This is a genomic window from Salinivibrio sp. ML323 (genome assembly GCF_001995745.1).
GTDB lineage: Bacteria > Pseudomonadota > Gammaproteobacteria > Enterobacterales > Vibrionaceae > Salinivibrio > Salinivibrio kushneri.
Window position 1 is genome coordinate 1 of record NZ_MUES01000015.1, and the last position, 19,404, is coordinate 19,404.

The window sequence follows — 19,404 nt, forward strand, 5'->3', positions numbered from 1 at the left end:
CCGCGACGTTGGATACGGCGGCCCCAGGCGAAGGTGGCGATAGCAGCAACCGCATCGCGTTCGACGATGCCGATAACCTGATCAACGAGAGCGAACAAACCGCCGTGACCTTCAGCGGCACGGTGGAAGACGGTGCGGCGATAGACAGCATCGTGATCAGCGACGGCGACGCCAACACGGCCGACATCACCGTGGATGCGAACGACATCAGCGTGAGCGGCAACGATGTCAGCGTGGACGCCCAAGACCTGAGCAGCCTGGCCGATGGCGAGCTGACCGTGACCATGACGGTGACCGATGAAGCCGGCAACCAGGGCAGCGTGGATGACACCGCGACGTTGGATACGGCGGCCCCAGGCGAAGGTGGCGATAGCAGCAACCGCATCGCGTTCGACGATGCCGATAACCTGATCAACGAGAGCGAACAAACCGCCGTGACCTTCAGCGGCACGGTGGAAGACGGTGCGGCGATAGACAGCATCGTGATCAGCGACGGCGACGCCAACACGGCCGACATCACCGTGGATGCGAACGACATCAGCGTGAGCGGCAACGATGTCAGCGTGGACGCCCAAGACCTGAGCAGCCTGGCCGATGGCGAGCTGACCGTGACCATGACGGTGACCGATGAAGCCGGCAACCAGGGCAGCGTGGATGACACCGCGACGCTAGATACGGCGGCCCCAGGCGAAGGTGGCGATAGCAGCAACCGCATCGCGTTCGACGATGCCGATRACCTGATCAACGACAGCGAACAAASCGMCGTSACSTTCAGCGGCACGGTGGAAGACGGTGCGGCGATAGACAGCATCGTGATCAGCGACGGCGACGCCAACACGGCCGACATCACCGTGGATGCGAACGACATCAGCGTGGATGGTGATGGCAASGTRACSGTCACAGGCCAAGACCTGAGCAGCCTGGCCGATGGCGAGYTGACSGTGACCATGACGGTGACCGATGAAGCCGGCAACCAGGGCAGCGTGGATGACACCGCGACGCTGGATACCACGGCCCCTACACTGAGCATTGATAGCCCCATCGAATCCGATAATGTTGTCAACGCGAGTGAGGCGACGGATGTCCTGGTCAGTGGCACCACGAGTGCCGAGGACGGTCAGGAAGTTACTGTTGACTTCAGTGACGGCGTCTCTGTCGTTACGATCACGGCCTCGGTCAATGGGGGTGAGTGGACCTTGTTAAACAATGAAGTGAACCTGACAAGTCTGGTCGACACTTTTATCACTGTGAACGCCGACGTTACGGACGCTGCGGGCAACCCGGCGACGTCGGCCAAGGACGTTATTACGCTGGACACCACGCCGCCGACGCTCGAGACGGTGGTACTCGACGACACCGAGATCAGCGAAGCCGATGACGGTAACACCGTCACCGCGACCTTTACCTTCTCGGAAGAGATGGATACAAGCGTTGAACCGATCATTGACAACAATGCCGATACTACCTTGACCGACCCGATTAACGGCACATGGTCAAGCGATGGTACGGAATATTCGCTGGAATACACCGTTGTCGATGACAATGTTGAGCTTGGTAATGTGACCTTTGATGTCTCGGACGCCATGGATACCGCCGGTAACACCATGGCAGGAGTGACTAGCGAGTCGACTGATCCTGAATCTGAGGTTGACACTATCGCCCCTGACTCTCCTGATGACATTGATTTTGTTTTATTAGAAGACACGATCAGCGGCACAGCAGAGCCCGGTGCTACTATCAAGGTTTTTGACGACAATGGTAATGAAGTCACATTGGCTACGCCACCTGAAGCCGATAACAACGGTGACTGGTCGATCACCATAAGCGATATTAATGGCATAAATACGGCAGAAGGCGTGGATGGCTACGCCTTTACTGCGAATGACAGCGTCGGCAATGAGTCCGGTAAGTCCTACCTCATTTCAAGCTGGACAACACTAGATGCTTTGAGAGAGAACCCAGAGGCTGACTTCACGCTGACTCAGAGCCTGACCACTGAGCAAAGTGATTACGCAGAGTTTAATAGCGACGGCACGGGCTGGGATCCGATTGCCAATTTCACCGGCAACTTCAACGGTAACGGCTTCAATATTGAAGGGCTGACCATCGATAAGCCAGAAGTGGAAAATGTCGGTTTGTTTGAGACCATTGATGGCGGCACCGTTAAGGATGTGAACCTGGTTGATGCCACTATCATCGGGGGAGAGAGAACAGCCTCTCTGGCAGGCAGCACCACAAATACGACTATTGACAATGTCGATGTTATCAATGGCCAGATTGACGGTGACGATTTTTACGCGGCTGGTTTGGTCGGGTACGTTATTGGCGGCAGTGCCAGTGAGGTTTCGTTTGAGGGTAATGTCACCGGTCGTCTCAGTGCCGGTGGTATATTTGGTCGTATGGATAATGGTCCAGATAGCGATGCGCCCATCCTAGAGCAAGCTTATTCGAAGGGTACCGTTGAGAGAACAGATGACACTGAGCCTTTTAGTCAGTTTCATGCCGTCGGCGGCCTGGTGGCCGATGCGATAAAAGGCGCTACTATCCAAAATTCGTTTTCCATAGCCGAGGTTATCGGTACCTATAACGGGTATACAGGTGGTATTGCCGGACGTACAGCTTTTAATGGTACAACATTAGAAAACGTCTACGCTGCCGGTGAGTTATCCTCAGAAGGTACCACGGGTGGTCTGATAGGCTTAATGWTAAGCGGTCAACAGATCAATGCTTACTATGATGCAGACGTGACTAAGCGGGGGGTGGAAAAAGGGTCTACAAACGACACGAATGAACCTGTAGGCACCGCACTGAATACTGAACAGATGATCGGTAAAGTGGCAGGGCTTGACGGTTTTGATGAGACCATCTGGACGTTGGTGGAAGATCAGTACCCGATTCTTACTGCATTGGAGGAAACGCCTCAGCTTGTTATTCCAGATCCATCAACGGTTGAAGAAACACCTGAAATTACTAACGTTGCGCTGACGTCTGCTGTTGGTCGAGAAAACGGTTTCCTCAACGAAAGTACGCTAGTACATAATAGCGACGGCGTTTTGGAAGAAACGCAAGACTCTGTCACTGCCACCATCACCACTAATATGGCGGTTGAATTTGATACCACCAATGGCACCCCGTCGCTGGATCTTGTTATTGGCTCAGAAACCGTTGAAGCAGTGTATTCTGGCAACCCTGACGGCAATACCTTGCAGTTCACGTATACGATTCAGGCGGGAGATAACGATGCCAATGGCATCTCGATTCCAGCAAATGGGCTAAATCTAAATGGTGCTATTGTGGGGGATTTGGCGGATCTGTCAGGTGAGTCTATTGTTGGTCTCACGTTTGATGCTGTGGCTGATAACTCTGGCTATAAAGTCGATACCATCGATCCGAATGCACCATCCGGTATGACAGAGGAACAAATTACGCTTGATGGGGGAGGTACTACTGATGGTATTACCGGTACTTCGGAAACGAACTCAACCATTACTGTGTTTGATGCTAATGACAATGAAGTTGCTAGCACTAGCACTGAACCAAATGCTACTGCCTGGCAGATAGCCTTGAGTGAATTCTCTACACCATATACTGGGACTCTATCAGACTACACCTTCCAAACCACGGATCTGGCTGGTAATGATTCTGTCATAGTGGATTCTACTGGTAATGTAGTGACTCCAGTGGTACTGGATCTTAATCAAGATGGTACGCTGCATTACGCCGATACCGAGGTTGCGTTACCAGGCCTTGATGGCTCGACCACTGCCTGGGCCGGCGCGCAAGATGGTGTGCTGATGTGGGATAAGAATGGCGATGGTAGCCTGACGGATCTGGAACAGATTGCTTTCACTGAGTTGGGTGGTGAAACGGATCTGGAAGGTCTGGCCCTTGGCTTTGACAGTAACGGTGACGGTGTCTTTGATGCCAACGACAACGGCTTTGATGAGTTTGGTGTCTGGCAGGATGCCGACRGCAACGGCGAGTTGAATGCCGGTGAATTCCTGACGCTTGAAGACGTGGGTATTGTCTCTACAAACCTGGAAAGCGACGGGGAGGAGCGTCAACCCGCTGATGGTGTACAGGAGGCTGGACGCGGCACCGCCACCCTGGCAGACGGCACCGAAATGCTGCTCTCAGACGCAGCCTTCGAATACACCGCCATCCAGGAAGACGACCAGAACAAGGACGGCGGAGGTACCGGTAGCGATAAATTCCAGTGGTCGCTGGATGATATGCCATCGTCTGCCGATGGCGATGGGACTGAAACCGATGTCATTGTCGATTTTGATAACCAAGGTGACACGCAAGACACCCTCGCGTTTGTCGAGGATTTAACCCAGCTCATCAAAGACGGGCACGTGTCGATTTCATGGCAAACCACTGACAGTGGTGAGGCTGAGGGCACCTTGACCATTGGCCTTGATGCCGATGGTGATAACCAAATGGATCAGTTCATTAATATTGAAAGCCTCAATATTGTTACCAGCAGCGGTGGTCAGCAAGAAGTGGTGATCAACACCTTGATTAATGGTGAAGAAGGAGAGCTACGACTCACACAAGGTGATGATAATGCCGACCTTTCAATGGGGAATAATCCAGATTTAGAGATCAAAGTGGATACGGCGGACTGGTAATCACCCTCAGGCAGCGGCTATCATGTCGCTGCCTTTTGTTTTCGGTCAAAAGAGAGATGTAAGTGACTGACCTTTCAAATAATAATCAATCGGTGCAGTGGCGAATCGCAGCGGGCGAACAGCCCACCGACGATCCCTTGCTAGATTGTTTGGTATTGCTGACCGAACACTATGGCACCCCCTGCTCGGGGGATGCGCTCGTCGCAGGTCTGCCGATGACCAATGCGCTACTCACGCCCGATATGTTTCCACAAGCGGCAGGGCGCGCCGGTTTGGCCGCACGCTTGTCACGTCGCAACCTGGATAACTTAGGGCCGTTATTGCTCCCTTGCGTGTTACTGTTAGCAGACCAAAAAGCCTGTGTATTACGTGAGATCGATAATGAAGCCGGTACTGCATTAATTCAGCTTCCAGAAAATGGTGGTGAACAAACCATGCAGCTCGAAGCGCTCGAGTCGATGTATGTGGGCTACTGCTTTTTGATCAAGCGCCAGTACCGCGGCGATCAATCAGTCGACTTACATCTGCATGACAATAAGATCCATTGGTTCTGGCAAACGGTCAAAGACGCGGCGCCTATTTATCGCGATGCGTTGCTCGCCTCCGTGTTGGTGAACCTCTTTGCTTTAGTGTCGCCGCTGTTCGTCATGAACGTCTATGACAAGATCGTTCCTAATTTGGCGTTTGAATCCTTGTGGGTGTTAGCTAGCGGCGCCACCTTGGCCTACTGCTTTGACTTTATCATGCGCAAGTTGCGCTCCTACATGATTGATATGGCCGGGAAGAAAGTCGATATTATTGTTTCGTCTCGACTGTTTGCAAGGCTGATGGGTACGCCGCTGGCCAATCGTGGCGGCAGTGTGGGGGCCACGGCCAAACAGTTGGGGGAGTTCGACTCTGTGCGAGACATGCTCACCTCGGCGACTATCACCACCTTGGTTGATTTGCCGTTTGCGGTTTTCTTTATCACGATTATTTATCTAGTCGCGGGCGATCTGGCCATGGTGCCGGTCGTGGCTGGGTTACTGATCTTGGGCTACACCATCTCGGTCCAGCCTAAATTGCGCGCAGCGATTGAAGAGAGTAATAAATACGCTTCTGAGCGCCATGGCCATCTCATTGAGAGTTTATCGGCGTTAGAGGGCATCAAAGCTAATGGCGCCGAAGGCATCGTGCAGCGCAGTTGGCAGCAAATGACCGCGCACACGGCGAATTGGAACTTTAAAGTCAAACAAATCACCAATAACGTTTCTTACATTGCCACTTTCATCACCCAGATGATGGCGATCGCCGTGGTGATCCTGGGGGTGTATCGGGTGGCGGACGGCGATATCTCCATGGGGGGGATCATCGCCGCAGTGATGCTTTCCAGCCGAGCGGTGTCACCCATGGCGCAAATGGCGAGTTTGCTCAACCGTTGGAATCAAACCAGCACCTCGCTGCGCCAACTGAATGCGATGATGGAGCAAGAGGATGAGTTTGCTGATAAAGGGCACCTTGTCAGCCGTAAACGCCTTAAAGGTGAACTCAGTGCCGATAACTTGGCCTTTAATTATCCAGAGACGGAAAAACCGGCGCTTTATCCATTGAATTTTCGCGTTCAGCCGGGTGAAGTAATCGCCATCTTAGGTAAAAATGGCTCGGGTAAAACCACCTTACTAAAACTGTTAGCCGGCCTTTTTCAGCCCCACCAAGGCAGTTTACGGTTTGATGGCGTCGATAGCCGTCAAATCCATCCTTCAGATTTGCGTCGCAACGTGGGCTATTTGGCACAAGATGTGACGCTGTTTCATGGCACTATTCGCGAAAACATTATGTTTGGTACGCGCCAAGTCACTGAGCACCAGCTGATGCGTGCGGTGCAGCTGTCAGGCGTGAGTTTGTTTACCGCGCAAGACCACGAAGGCCTAGATAAACAGGTGGGAGAGCGTGGCGAACGCCTTTCTCGCGGTCAGAGGCAAGCGGTGTCTTTAGCACGGGCGTTGCTTAATGAACCGCCTGTATTGGTGATGGATGAACCGACGGCCAGTTTAGACGCGCATRCCGAAAACCAATTTATTAAAGCCATGGAAGTGGCGGCCAAATCACGAACACTGGTGATGGTGACCCATAACATGTCACTGCTCAACCTCGCGCAGCGGGTGATTGTGATGGACAAAGGACGCATTGTGATGGATGGTCCGCGTGACAAAGTCCTCAGTAAGCTCAACAAAGGAAATGCGTCATGAGCAAGATCGTTAAAAAGGCCAGCCAACCCGCTGATCTCGACATGATTGACGATGTTTATGGCGCGATGATGACAGATACCCCGCTCAAGTACCGTGCGGTGGTTTGGGTTGCCTTGCTGCTGATTGCAAGCTTTATTGTATGGGCCGCGGTGGCGGAGCTGGACCGGGTCACTCGGGGCAGTGGTAAAGTCATTCCTCCTTCTCATGTCCAGCTGATCCAAAGCCTAGATGGTGGCATTTTGCAGGCGATGTATGTTGATGAAGGGCAATTGGTTGAAAAAGGAATGCCTCTCGCGCGTATTGATGCCACCCGCTTTCGTTCCGATCTGGCTCAGCAAGAGCAAGAAATTGACAGTTTGCGAGCTTCGGTCACGCGCATGTACAGTGAACTTGATAGTGTCATTCTGCAGCCACCTAGCCAGCCATGGCAGCAACAGATTGAGATTGTGCCGCGTCCCATCAGTTTTCCTGACTCACTCACCAGCCGTAAACCCCAGTTAATTGCACGGCAAAAGTCAGAATATCGGAGCCGACTGGACACTCTGCGCAATCAACTGGAGATTCAGGGACAACAAATCGCTCAGAAGCGTCAAGCGTTGGAAGAAGTGGCGTCCAAGATAAAAACGCTGACTAACTCGTTATCGATTATGGATCGTGAGATCAATATCACACGTCCTTTGGTAAAAAAGAAGATTGTCTCAGAAGTGGAGCTTCTCAAACTGGAAAGACAGATCAATGATATGCAGGGTGAGCTGACCAACTTAAGACTGTCGCGGCCCAAAATTAAAGCAGCGTTAGATGAATCTATCTTAAAACGCCGTGAGGCTGCTTTGCAGTTTATTGGTGAGACACGGGCCAAGCTGAGTGAAAGCGAGGCACGGCTGTCTCGACTCACAGAGGCGACCGTCGGGGCACAAGACAAAGTGAACAAAGCCGTGATTACTTCACCTGTCGATGGCACGGTGAAAACGGTACACATCAACACATTGGGTGGTGTCGTGGGCCCCGGGGAAGATGTGATAGAAATTGTGCCCACTGAAGATCAGCTGCTCGTACAAGTGAAAATTTTGCCCAAAGACATTGCATTTTTACATCCTGGATTACCGGCCGTTGTAAAAGTCACCGCGTATGACTTTACCCGCTATGGCGGGCTAGACGGCACCGTCGAGCACATCAGTGCCGATACCACACAGGATGAAGAAGGGAATAGCTTTTACCTCGTGCGAATCAGGACCGAGGCATCGCACTTAACGCGGGATGATGGCACGCCGATGCCGATTATTCCTGGCATGCTGACCTCGGTTGATATTATTACCGGCAAGCGCACGGTGTTGGATTATCTTCTCAATCCTATTTTACGGGCAAAAGAAAACGCACTACGCGAGCGCTAAATAATCACAAACAAGGAGAAACAAGATGCCGACCCTTTCGCATCTGTGTCATAAAACGCGCATAACGGCTATCGCGCTAGCCATGAGCTTGATTTCACCCGTTGCAATATCGCAAACATTGGAGCAAGCGGTGGCTCGCTCACTCGAGTCACATCCACAAATACGTGAAGCCTTTGCGCGCTATAAAGCGCGTGAGCAATCTATAGACCAAGCCAAAGCCGGTTATTACCCCACACTGGATGCGACTGCTGGTGTAGGGCAGGAATGGACGGACTCACCAGGCACTCGCCGTGATACCAGCACGGATGATGAAGTAGACCTAACTCGTCGTGAGCTTGGGTTATCATTACGCCAAATGCTTTTTGATGGCTTTCGTACCCAACATGAAGTGGCGCGGACACAAAACGAGGCCACGGCTGAGCAGTGGGGCTTGATTGCCACCGCAGAAGATAAAGCGTTGGAAGTGTCACGCATTTATCTGGATGTGCTCGTAGCTGAAGAAATTGTGATCCTGGCAGAAAAAAACCTAGATAACCACCAGGAAATCTACGATGCGATTGAAGAAAGCAATCAAGGTGGATTTGCCAAAGCCAGCGACTTGTCTCAGGTGACAGGACGCTTAGCCCGTGCGAACGCAAACTTAATGTCGGCGCGCAATAACCTCGCCGATGCGCGTAGTGCTTTTACAAAGATCGTCGGTATCGCACCTGAGGATTTACACTTACCTAGACCCGATGCCGCGATGCTGCCTCAATCGCTGGATGCTACCTTGGATATGGCGTTAGATAACCATCCGCGTTTGCAATCTGCACAAGCAGATATTGCGGCGGCGAATGCAGCCCGTGATGGCTCTCGTGCTGCGTATTTACCGACCATCAACGTAGAAGTCGATGCTAATTGGAACGAAAACATTGGTGGCGAAGATGGTGCGGGTCCGCCGGACGTCGGTGGCGAGAATAATAATATCCAAGCCATGGTACGCATGCGCTACAACTTATTTAATGGTGGTGCCGATCGCGCCCGAGAGCGACAAACGGCTTATCAAACCATCGAGGCGCGAGAAGTGAATGAGATGACCCATCGCCAAGTGGTTGAAGGGGCCACTTTAGCCTGGAACGCGCGAACCTATCTTGAACAGCAGCGTGACTTTATGCGCCAACATGTCGAAGCCGCTACCGATACCCGAGATGCCTATCGCGATGAGTTTCGCCTCAATGCGCGGACGCTTTTGGATGTATTGGACTCGCAAAATGAGTTGTTTGAAACACGCCGTGAATACCTAAGTAAAGAAGCCGATGAGCGGTATGCACAATATCGAATATTAAACGCTACCGGGCAATTACTGGCCTCACTAAGAATCGATACGCCAGCAAGCTGGGACTCGGCATCGCTGTACAGTGAGGGGAGTGAATAATGAAGCAGTTGAGTTTACTTCTTTTTACCGGGCTCATGATCAGTGGCTGTGCGCCACAGTCGGTTGATCCCATGGAAACGAAGATCACACAAAGCCGTGACCTCACCGATCAAGACAAAGATGGTGTAATTGCCGCGCGCGATCAGTGTAACGCGACGCTTGAACAAGCTAGGGTTAATAATGAAGGCTGCCCGCAAGAGCGAATAGAAACCGCATCGTTCGAGCTGAATGTCCAATTTGCTACGGATTCGGCCCTGGTTCGTGAAAGTCAGTATGGCGATATCCGTGATCTTGCCGAATTTATGCGCCGTTATCCTAAGGCGTCGGTACTCATTGAAGGTCATGCCAGTAAATTGGGTGCGGCGAGCTACAATTTAGCGTTGTCACAGCGACGCGCAGAGGCGATTGCGGACGTGCTCGTTAATCAGTTTTACCTTGACCGCAGTCGTGTTAGCGCGCAAGGCTTCGGTGAGACACGCCCATTAATCGATGCTGAGACAGACAGAGCCAATGAAACAAATCGCCGAGTGGTCGCGACTGTTTCTGGCGAACACGGCATAACGGAGAAACGATGGACTATTTATTCATCGGAATCAGATTAGCGGCTACGCCAATGGCCACTTCGATAGTCATTGCACGCATCGGCTGGCGAGGCGCGCAATGACACTGCATCAACGTGTGCTTTCGTTTGTCGTCACCGCTACCGTGGTCACTGTATTGGTGACCACGGCAGTGGTATTTCAGTTGGGCGTGGAGCAACGTAAACAACAGCTGCAACAACAATCAAACTTACTCAGCAAGACGCTGGCTGAAGCGCTGCCCGCGGTACTTGAACAAAGTGATGGACAACGACTCACGCAGTTAGCTTCCCAGTTTATCAGTATGCCCCAAGTGAGTCAGATCACGGTCGAGCCCATGCTATCTGGGCAACGCCAAGTATGGGAATCTGACCGCCCGGCAATGCATGTGCCGAATTGGTTCGCGACAGCGACGGGCTTAACGGTGAACACAACCTCCGTCTCGGTGAGCAACGGCTGGACACAGTTAGCGAAGCTGACCATGACGTTCGATCCTCATCAAGATATTGCTGAGTTATGGCAACGACTGGTGCGATTAGTCGGTTGGTTATTGGCTGCGGGTGTGGCCGTTATTGTCGCCGCGTCTTTTATGTTCCGTCGTGTTACCGTCCCTCTGGGGGAGCTCAGTCAGCGACTGACGTCGTTAGGACATGGTGATTTTCATCCGACGCAAGTGGCAACCAGTGTGAGTGATTTATCGGCACTGCAAAACGCCTTTAATCTTGCCGGGCAACAAGTCGCACGGATGCAGCAATCACAACAAGACGAATTGGCACGCTTGCGCGATAAACTCATGGTTGATCCGGTATCACGCTTACCGAACCGTGGCTATTTTCAGCACCAGCTGCAAAGCTTTATCAACGATGAAGTCGGTTGCAGCTTAATTCTGTTAGAGGCGGATTGGTTATCACGTTTACGTGCGCGTTACGGATATCAATACCGGGATCAATGTTGGCGATTACTAGGAGAAGCGTTAACGCAGGAGAGCTTAGCCAGCACGCATCAAGTCGTGGCAAGGTTGAGTCATAATGAAATCGCGATCTTACTGGTTACCGATGAAGAGAAAGTATTACGGCGTTACTTACGCCAGTTATTACGGGTGATCAATCAAGAGCTAGAGAATATCTCGTTACCGGTCAATCAAGGCTTTCACTTAGGTATTGCGCAAACGCGTACCGACGAGACGGTGAGCCTGATGGCGAAAGCGGATAATGCATTACAACACGCGAAGCGCCAAAACGAGGTTTACTTTTGGCCAACGGATGAACAAGTTGATAGCCGGACCCGAGAGCAATGGCGGCATATTTTGCTTGATGCGTTGCACAAAAACCCATTAGCGTTTTATGCCCAACCGGTTCGTCATCGTGATAATCAATATAATTGGCATCAAGAGGTGTACGCACACCTTTGGGTGGACGATAGCTGGTTATCTGCGGGTCAGTTGCTCAACCGTATTGAGATGTATGCATTAGGCGAAGAGTTTGATATTCATGTGCTAAATAGGGTGAGTGACTACCTTAATAAAAACCCTCACAGTGACAAGCTTGCGATCAATCTCACCATCGAAAGTGTCCAAAGCCAAACATTCTATGATTGGTTAAGTCACTTTTTACTCAAAACCCATCTCGCCGATAAACTGGCGTTTGAAGTGTCAGAAAAAGCGGTGCATGCTGATCCTGAAGCTTGCAAGGCATTGTTTCGTTTAATCCGTGGTCAAGGCTTTGCTGTTGGGGTTGATCACTTTGGCCGTAATATGGATAACGTCGACTACATCAAAAATATCGAGCCTGATTATGTCAAATTGGATATCGGGTTTGGTCAGCAGTCGAGCGATGTGGATGATGTGTTCATTCGTATGTTGGTGAATATTGCCGCGTCTCGAGAGATTAAGGTGATTGCGACGGGCATTGAGCAATCAGAGCAGCATCAGTATTTTCATCAGTTGGGCTGCCACGGGTACCAGGGATATATTCTCCCTCCCATTCGGCTTGATAGTGACCACGCGCACGGTGGTCACGAGCGTCGCGACTAAGGTAGTCGTTTTTCCATTATCCACGCATCTTCACGACAGCCGTCGGCACAGCGGTAATACTGTTGCCGGCGGTGAACTACTTGGAAACCATGCTTTTGATAAAGTGCTTTGGCAGGCATGTTACTCTCTCTTACCTCTAGCCAAATACTGTCCGCCCCAGCATGACGTAGTGTCGTTATCATCCCGTTTAAAAGTATCCATCCCCACCCTTGTCCCTGATAATCCGGATCGATAGCAATATTCAACAGCTCGGCTTCACCCGCGATACAGCGTGCATAAAAATAACCGATGATACATGAGGGAGCGGTGGTCAAGCGCAGTACGTAGTGATGGTCAAACTGATGAGACGAAACCGCCAGTTGTGAGGCTGACCATGGAAAGAGGTGGGCGCGCTGCTCAATGGCGGCGATCGCCGCAACATCGTCGTGATCAAGTGGGGTAATCTGATAATCACTCATACTGACAAATTTGACGCCAAAGATCGCGCTTAGCCGCAGGGTTATCGTGCATCTGCGCTAAAGGCTGTGAATACAAGCTTTTCACACCATCGACAATCACCTCAACAGAGCCAATATACCAACACCAGCTAAGGTGATGTTCGCCAAGGGCTGGCAACGCAGTATGGGGAAGTTGGCGAGCCTGTTCGGCATTTAATTTCATGCTTTTTAGGATGTTGCCAAATAGCCAAGCATCTTGCTCACTGAGAGTGTGATCACAAACCAGCAAGAGTTGGCAGTGGTCAGGCAATTGGATCACTTCTTGCTCACGGCCGTAGATTTCTGGGTGTCGCAATTGCCACACATCGAGATCCATGGCTTGCAAACGCTGGATATCCGTTAACATAGTTGGCTGACTCTCACGTTGACGTCGCGGCGGTGAGCTGTTTATACCACCAAATATCGTCCGGGTATAAGGGGGCAAACTCGGCCTGTTCGGCGGCGTCACTGGGGGCAATTTTTAACAGACTATAGCCCAGTTCAAACAAGGTAGACTCAGCCTCGTCTAACAGAGGCATCACCAAGTTTGCATCTGGGCTATGCCATAACGTAATTTCTTGGGTGTTATTGGCGGTTTGAGCGTCGGTGACGGCAATGTGCCCTAATATCTCTCCCATATCATCGGTCGCCAGGAGAGAAAGCGAGATCTGCCCCGTTTCGCGCAGCTGTTGGAGCTGATCGGCTTGCACGGGACGCATGAGCGTCTCTCGCCACCAACCGTCTAACCGAACCAGGTCGGCGGGCGCTTCTGTACGAATCATCATCACAGAGGTCGTGGTTATTAAATGGTGTAGCCAGAATAACGGATTCCCGATCCCGTGCAAGAGGTGACTGTCGTATGTGTTTGATGCTTACGCAGCTAAATGCATAAATAGTCAGCAAATTGTGTAATATGGCGACACAGTCTCTCCTGTTTACTGATTTTGAGTCCTTTATCTATTTTTACAGTAAAATATGCGGTATATAGTGAGAAAAGCTTGAACCCATGACGCGTGCCTCATAAAGTGCTACTGACAACAAAGTTAAAAGTGTCTAATATATGAGACGTTTGTCTTGCCAATGAGATGGTCGAGAGTGATTTCCAGATGTGAGCTTTTCATGCCAATATCGTCGTTAAATGATTGGTTCTACTGCTTAACCGATAATAGTCCGTTCCTTTTTGCCATTCTCGACAGCAATGATTGCTACCTTTACGCCAACCAACGCTATAGCGAGCTGTCTGGCTTGGCCTTGCCGTCGTTAAAGGGGTTATCCGATATCGATACCCTAGGCGAGGCGTTTTATCAGTCGGTCAAACCACATTATGAYAAAGCCCGACGGGGTGAATGCGCCGAGGGAGAGGTGCTTCTTACTGATAACTACCATAGCACTAGCTTTCACTTCAGTGTTGCCCCCTTGCAGAATGTCGCTGATGAAAGTGGCAAGCCCTGCGTGATTTTTCATGCCGCAGATACCTCCGAACGCCAAGTATTAGCCAGTGCGCTCGAAGAGGCGGAGGAAAAATACCACCGTCTTAGTCAACTTATCGATGATGGCTGCTGCGTGGTTGAAGATGGCTGTATATTATCAGCGAACCCTGCAGCCGCTGGGTTATTGGGCGTCGGAAGTATCGAYGCCTTGATGGGTGAGCCTTTATCAGACTATCTCGTGTCGACAGAGAAAGCATCTAGCACCATTGACAGCCTATCGCGTACGCCGCTTGGGCAAGGTGTGTCGGTAGTGAGTGCAAAAAACAGCGCGCCGCTGACGGTGAGCCAATCACCTATCCATCTTTTGGGCAAAAAAGCGCATATGCTGCGTCTACAACCTACAATGACTGACTCGTCGGTTAAGCGCTTAAAACCCACCGAAAAAGAGGATGCCAGCAAAATCGGTGAGCAACAATCCGCTTATACGGATGCCTTAACCGGTCTGTATAATCGCTATGGCTTCAGCCGAGAGTTGGATAGATTGATCAAAGCACAAACGCCGTTGGCCATGTTGTACCTTGATGTCGATAATTTTAAAAATATCAATGACTCTCTCGGACACCATGTTGGCGATCGTGTGCTTCAGGATATTGCTCAGCGTTTACGCGCCTTGCTCTCGGCGGATACCATTGTTGGTCACTTAGGCGGTGACGAATTTGCGGTGCTGCTGCCTAAGCCCGCAACGGACGACGCGCCTGATCAACTGGCCGACAAAGTCGTCGGTGCGATTAGCCAGCCTTTTGAGCTGCATTATTTTAGCAAGTATCTGGCGTGTTCAGTAGGGATGGTGCGTTATCCCGATGATGGTAAAGACGCGCGGCAGCTGCTGCAAAATGCCGATACCGCGATGTATGAGGCCAAAGAGCAAGGCCGAAACCGAGTGGTCGCCTATCATGACAGCATGAGTAAAGAAGCACGGATGCGGCTTTGGTTGGAAATCGAGCTACAAAAGGCCTTACAAAACAACGGCCTGGAAGTCTGGTATCAACCTAAGGTCAGTGCCAGTGATTATCGTATCAACGGTGCTGAAGCTTTGGTGCGTTGGAAACATCCGGTAGAGGGTTATATCAGTCCTGGGCGTTTTATTCCGGTCGCAGAGCGCTGTGGACTTATTGAAGCGCTTGGACGCCATGTGATGCGCGAGGTCTTTCAAAACGTGCGGCGCTGGCGTCAACAAGGCATGCTGCCGGGACGAGTGGCGATTAACTTATCGCCAGAGCAATTTAGCAGCCCCAAGCTGACCGAGCATATGGAAAAGCTGATTAAAGCCACGGGCGCGAACCCAGAAGATATTACTTTTGAGTTAACGGAAAGCGCGGTGATGAAAAACGATGAGCATGCCCTGAATATGCTCAATGCGATTAAGTCACTGGGCTTTGCCCTCTCGATTGATGACTTTGGCACGGGCTACTCATCCTTGTCTTACCTTGCTCGTTTTCCGCTTGATGAGCTTAAAATTGACCGCGCGTTTATTCACGATATGGATGCTTTGAGTAAACAGGTGACGCTGGTGGAAAGCATTATTCATCTCGGCCGAGCCATGGAAATGACCGTGGTGGCAGAGGGGGTCGAAACCCGTCAGCAGGCGTCAGTGCTCACTAACCTGCACTGTGATACCATTCAAGGCTATTATTTTCACTCGCCCATGCCCAAGCACGCGTTTGAAAAGCTATTGCTGAAAAGTAAGCCCAACAAGCAACCACCACAGGCACTGGCACCCAGTGCGCAGATAAGCTAATCGGATACCTGTTGGTATTACTCAGGATCAAAAATAGAGCAGTGGGCCTGCTCTATTTTTATTTTTGAGGTGCTCAGGAATGAAATACTAGGGCCGACGATAGGCGAGCCGATTGAGCTCAAGTAACGCATAGCGGTGTTCGACAAACTCATACACGTTGCCTGACATGGCAAGCTTATACAATGCCACGGCGCGATCCTTGTCGCCTTGGAATTGAYAGCGTTTAGCAAGGTAAAAGTAAGCTTCACATAAGCGTTCTGCGAGCCGTTCATTGTCTTCACCTTGCGAGGCAAGTTGCTCTAGCAGCTCACGTTCGCTGAGCTCACCGAGGTACATATCGACAAGCTGCCAGCCCCAACCCGCGGTCTCCGCATTCGCTTTCCGCGTTGCTAGCGCTTGTTGCGCCTTGGTTTCCCCTTTCCAATCGCGCTCCACTAAATAAAGCCAAATGAGGCGATAAGGATCGTCGCGATCTTCTTGGTAGTGATGGAGTAAGTCTTGATGGGCCAGGCGATAGCGCCCGCCGTAGTACAAGGCGATCCCACGATTACGCGCGGCATAGCTGTGGCTATTATCCAGCTCTAACGTCGAGTCAAAGGCCTCGTAGGCAGCATCATAGTGGCCATTTTGGGTAAAATAGACGCCGAGAATATTAAACACATCAGGTTGATCAGGCTTGAGTGACAGCGATTGATTAAAATCCAATCGCGCCAAGTCGCGCATCCCTAAGCTATCATGCATGAGTCCACGCTCATAATGCAGCTGGGCGCGTGCATCGTCACTCAAATCATCGCGGGCAAGCAGCTGGTCTATACGTGCCAGATGCACTTCCTGTTGCAGCGTGGGCTGTAAGGGGACGGCCATAGGAGGAAAGGTCCACTGGCTGGTACAGCCGGTCAATAATAACAGCGCCAGAATAGCCAGAGACTTATAAAATCCCGCCCGTGGCTGAGTAAAAATGGTCATGAAGGCGCATCTCCGTGTAAAAAAAAGGGGGCCTCAGCCCCCTTTATACCATGAATGACGATATGACTTTAAGCGTCAGTGCTTGGTGCTTCTTCTGCTGGCGCAGCATCAGCAGCGGGGGCTTTTTCTGCCGCCGCTTCTTTCATGCTCAAGCGGATACGACCTTGACGGTCAACTTCCAGCACTTTCACGTCCACTTCTTGGCCAACTTCAAGATAATCGGTCACTTTCTCAACACGCTCATCGGCGATTTGAGAAATGTGAACCAGACCATCTTTGCCGCCAATCACTGAGACGAAGGCACCGAAGTCAACGATACGCTGAACCTTACCGGTATAGATACGGCCCACTTCGACTTCTGCCGTGAGCGCTTCGATGCGTGAAATGGCATCTTTAGCAGCTTCACCGTCGGTGGCCGCAATTTTCACGGTACCATTGTCGTCGATTTCAATTGTGGTGCCCGTTTCTTCGGTCAGCTGACGGATCACCGCGCCACCTTTACCAATCACATCACGGATCTTATCTGGGTTGATGCTCATGGTATGGATACGCGGGGCGAACTCAGAGATGTCGTCGCGTGCTGAGCCGATGGCTTGGTCCATCACATCGAGGATGTGTAAACGTGCGCCTTTGGCTTGGTTCAATGCGATTTGCATGATCTCTTTAGTGATCCCTTCGATTTTGATGTCCATCTGCAAAGCAGTGACACCGTCATCCGTACCGGCCACTTTAAAGTCCATATCACCGAGATGATCTTCATCACCTAAGATGTCGGAAAGCACAACGAAATCGTCGCCTTCTTTCACCAGACCCATGGCGATACCGGCCACGGATTTTTTCACCGGTACACCAGCATCCATCAGCGCAAGCGATGTGCCGCAGACAGATGCCATTGAGGAAGAGCCGTTGGATTCGGTGATCTCAGAGACTACACGCAGTGTGTACGGGAAGTCGTCCTGGCTTGGCATCACAGCAGCAATACCGCGTTTGGCTAGGCGACCATGGCCGATTTCGCGGCGCTTTGGTGAGCCAACAAAACCGGTTTCACCCACACAATAAGGAGGGAAGTTGTAGTGCAGCATGAAGCCTTCTTGGCGCTCACCCATGATTGAGTCAATGGTTTGCGCGTCACGCTGAGTGCCCAATGTCGCGGTGACTAGCGCTTGCGTTTCACCACGGGTAAACAAGGCGCTGCCGTGTGTACGTGGTAATACGCCTGTACGCACGTCGAGGGCGCGAACCATGTCTTTCTCACGGCCATCAATACGTGGTTCACCGGCAATGATGCGGCTGCGTACGACTTTCTTTTCCAAGTCGCCGAGCATGCCTAGGATTTCACGCTCATCCAAGGTCTCGTCTTCGCCGAGTAGTGCAGCCACTACTTCCTGTTTCACCTGACCAATCTGCTCGTAACGGGCCATTTTTTCAGTGATTTGGTATGCCTGAGCCAATGGGCCTTGTGCCATTTCAGTCACACGGGTTTGTAGCGCCGCGTTCACTTCTGGCGCTTGCCAATCCCAAGTAGGCGTTCCCACTTCGGCGGCAAATTCTTTGATTGCGTTGATCGCGGTTTGCTGTTGCTCATGACCAAACATCACCGCTTGTAGCATTTGCTCTTCGCTTAGGCGATCCGCTTCAGACTCTACCATCAGCACCGCACCTTCAGTACCGGCGACCACAAGGTCAAGCTTGCTGTCGTCTAGCTCTGCTGGGCTTGGGTTAAGCACGAGTTCATCGTTGATGTAACCGACGCGCGCCGAGCCGATAGGGCCGTTGAATGGGATGCCTGAGATAGCGAGTGCTGCCGAGGTACCCAGCATGGCAACAATGTCAGGGCTCACCGCTGGGTTAACAGATACGACAGTTGCAATCACTTGGACTTCGTTTTTGAACGAGTCCGGGAATAGCGGACGGATAGGGCGGTCAATCAGACGTGCGGTCAGGGTTTCTGACTCAGAAGGGCGACCTTCGCGCTTGAAAAAACCACCTGGGATTTTACCTGCCGCGTAGGTACGCTCTTGGTAGTTAACCGTCAATGGGAAGAAGCTTTGGCCTTCAGCCGCTTCTTTTTTACCGACCACAGAAACGAATACCGAGGTATCGTCCATGCTAACCATGACAGCACCATTGGCTTGACGTGCCATCACGCCCGTTTCCAATGTCACTGTATGATTGCCGTACTGGAATGTTTTTACGATTGGATTCACAGATTATTTCCTTGTTGCTGAGGGATAAACCCGTTGGTTTATCTCACTAATTGTCGGCTTTCAGCTGCTCACCATCGCGACTAATGACAGCAGGCTGCGCGGGTGTTTGGCCTGCTTGGGCAGTGTGCTGTCAATAGTCGCGACCTTATGGTCGACGTTGTTGACTGTGTGACAGCTGAAAGTGGCGATAATTATACACGTGCTTGGCCGATAACGACACCACGAGGCGGTCAAATGGCAACATTTGTGA

At 51.4% G+C, this 19,404-nt stretch carries 12 protein-coding genes; 7 read left to right on the top strand and 5 right to left on the bottom strand.

Translation table 11 applies throughout. The features are described from left to right. The 6 genes from BZG13_RS09980 to BZG13_RS10005 form a co-directional block, all read left to right on the top strand. The coding region (locus BZG13_RS09980; protein WP_131825398.1) for a beta strand repeat-containing protein at positions 1-4,634 on the top strand (4,634 nt) is incomplete at its 5' end. Between the two features lie 62 nt (positions 4,635-4,696). Continuing rightward, positions 4,697-6,862, top strand: coding sequence for a type I secretion system permease/ATPase (locus BZG13_RS09985; protein WP_077486510.1), 2,166 nt, complete (start codon positions 4,697-4,699; stop codon positions 6,860-6,862). Beyond that, positions 6,859-8,253 (top strand): HlyD family type I secretion periplasmic adaptor subunit, encoded by a 1,395-nt coding sequence (locus tag BZG13_RS09990; protein ID WP_077486511.1) that lies wholly within the window; start codon positions 6,859-6,861, stop codon positions 8,251-8,253. The genes BZG13_RS09985 and BZG13_RS09990 overlap by 4 nt, the downstream gene beginning before the upstream one ends. 25 nt (positions 8,254-8,278) lie before the next feature. Next, positions 8,279-9,667, top strand: a complete 1,389-nt coding sequence (locus BZG13_RS09995; RefSeq protein WP_077486512.1) for a TolC family outer membrane protein — start codon at positions 8,279-8,281, stop codon at positions 9,665-9,667. Then, positions 9,667-10,269, top strand: a complete 603-nt coding sequence (locus BZG13_RS10000) for an OmpA family protein (protein WP_077486513.1) — start codon at positions 9,667-9,669, stop codon at positions 10,267-10,269. The genes BZG13_RS09995 and BZG13_RS10000 overlap by 1 nt, the downstream gene beginning before the upstream one ends. Positions 10,270-10,327: 58 nt before the next feature. Beyond that, positions 10,328-12,277 (top strand): bifunctional diguanylate cyclase/phosphodiesterase, encoded by a 1,950-nt coding sequence (locus BZG13_RS10005; RefSeq protein ID WP_077486514.1) that lies wholly within the window; start codon positions 10,328-10,330, stop codon positions 12,275-12,277. Here the strand turns inward: BZG13_RS10005 and rimI are convergent. Genes rimI through BZG13_RS10020 form a run of 3 tightly spaced genes read right to left on the bottom strand, consistent with a single transcriptional unit; the run spans position 12,274 to position 13,538 of the window. Continuing rightward, positions 12,274-12,735, bottom strand: a complete 462-nt coding sequence (rimI, locus tag BZG13_RS10010; RefSeq protein WP_077486515.1) for a ribosomal protein S18-alanine N-acetyltransferase — start codon at positions 12,733-12,735, stop codon at positions 12,274-12,276. The two genes, BZG13_RS10005 and rimI, sit on opposite strands and share 4 nt — an antisense overlap. Then, the gene (locus BZG13_RS10015; protein WP_077486516.1) at positions 12,728-13,120 is read right to left on the bottom strand and encodes a DNA polymerase III subunit psi; all 393 of its coding nucleotides are present in this window, start codon (positions 13,118-13,120) and stop codon (positions 12,728-12,730) included. Before BZG13_RS10015 ends, rimI begins: the two co-directional genes overlap by 8 nt. A gap of 13 nt (positions 13,121-13,133) precedes the next feature. After that, the gene (locus tag BZG13_RS10020) at positions 13,134-13,538 is read right to left on the bottom strand and encodes a GNAT family N-acetyltransferase (protein WP_069362763.1); all 405 of its coding nucleotides are present in this window, start codon (positions 13,536-13,538) and stop codon (positions 13,134-13,136) included. A 334-nt stretch (positions 13,539-13,872) separates the two neighbouring features. Here BZG13_RS10020 and BZG13_RS10025 point away from each other — a divergent pair, with 334 nt between their 5' ends. After that, on the top strand, positions 13,873-15,981 hold the full coding sequence (locus BZG13_RS10025) for a sensor domain-containing protein (RefSeq protein WP_077486517.1): 2,109 nt from the start codon (positions 13,873-13,875) through the stop codon (positions 15,979-15,981). Positions 15,982-16,068: 87 nt separating this feature from the next. Here BZG13_RS10025 and nlpI read toward each other — a convergent pair whose 3' ends face one another. Together nlpI and pnp are read right to left on the bottom strand one after the other, a co-directional pair. Continuing rightward, positions 16,069-16,947 carry a lipoprotein NlpI gene (gene nlpI / locus BZG13_RS10030; protein ID WP_077486518.1) on the bottom strand — a complete coding sequence of 293 codons (879 nt, stop codon included), beginning with the start codon at positions 16,945-16,947 and terminating at the stop codon, positions 16,069-16,071. A 68-nt stretch (positions 16,948-17,015) separates the two neighbouring features. Then, entirely contained in the window at positions 17,016-19,154 is a 2,139-nt protein-coding gene (gene pnp, locus BZG13_RS10035) for a polyribonucleotide nucleotidyltransferase (RefSeq protein WP_077486519.1), read from the bottom strand. Between the last annotated feature and the right edge of the window lie 250 nt (positions 19,155-19,404).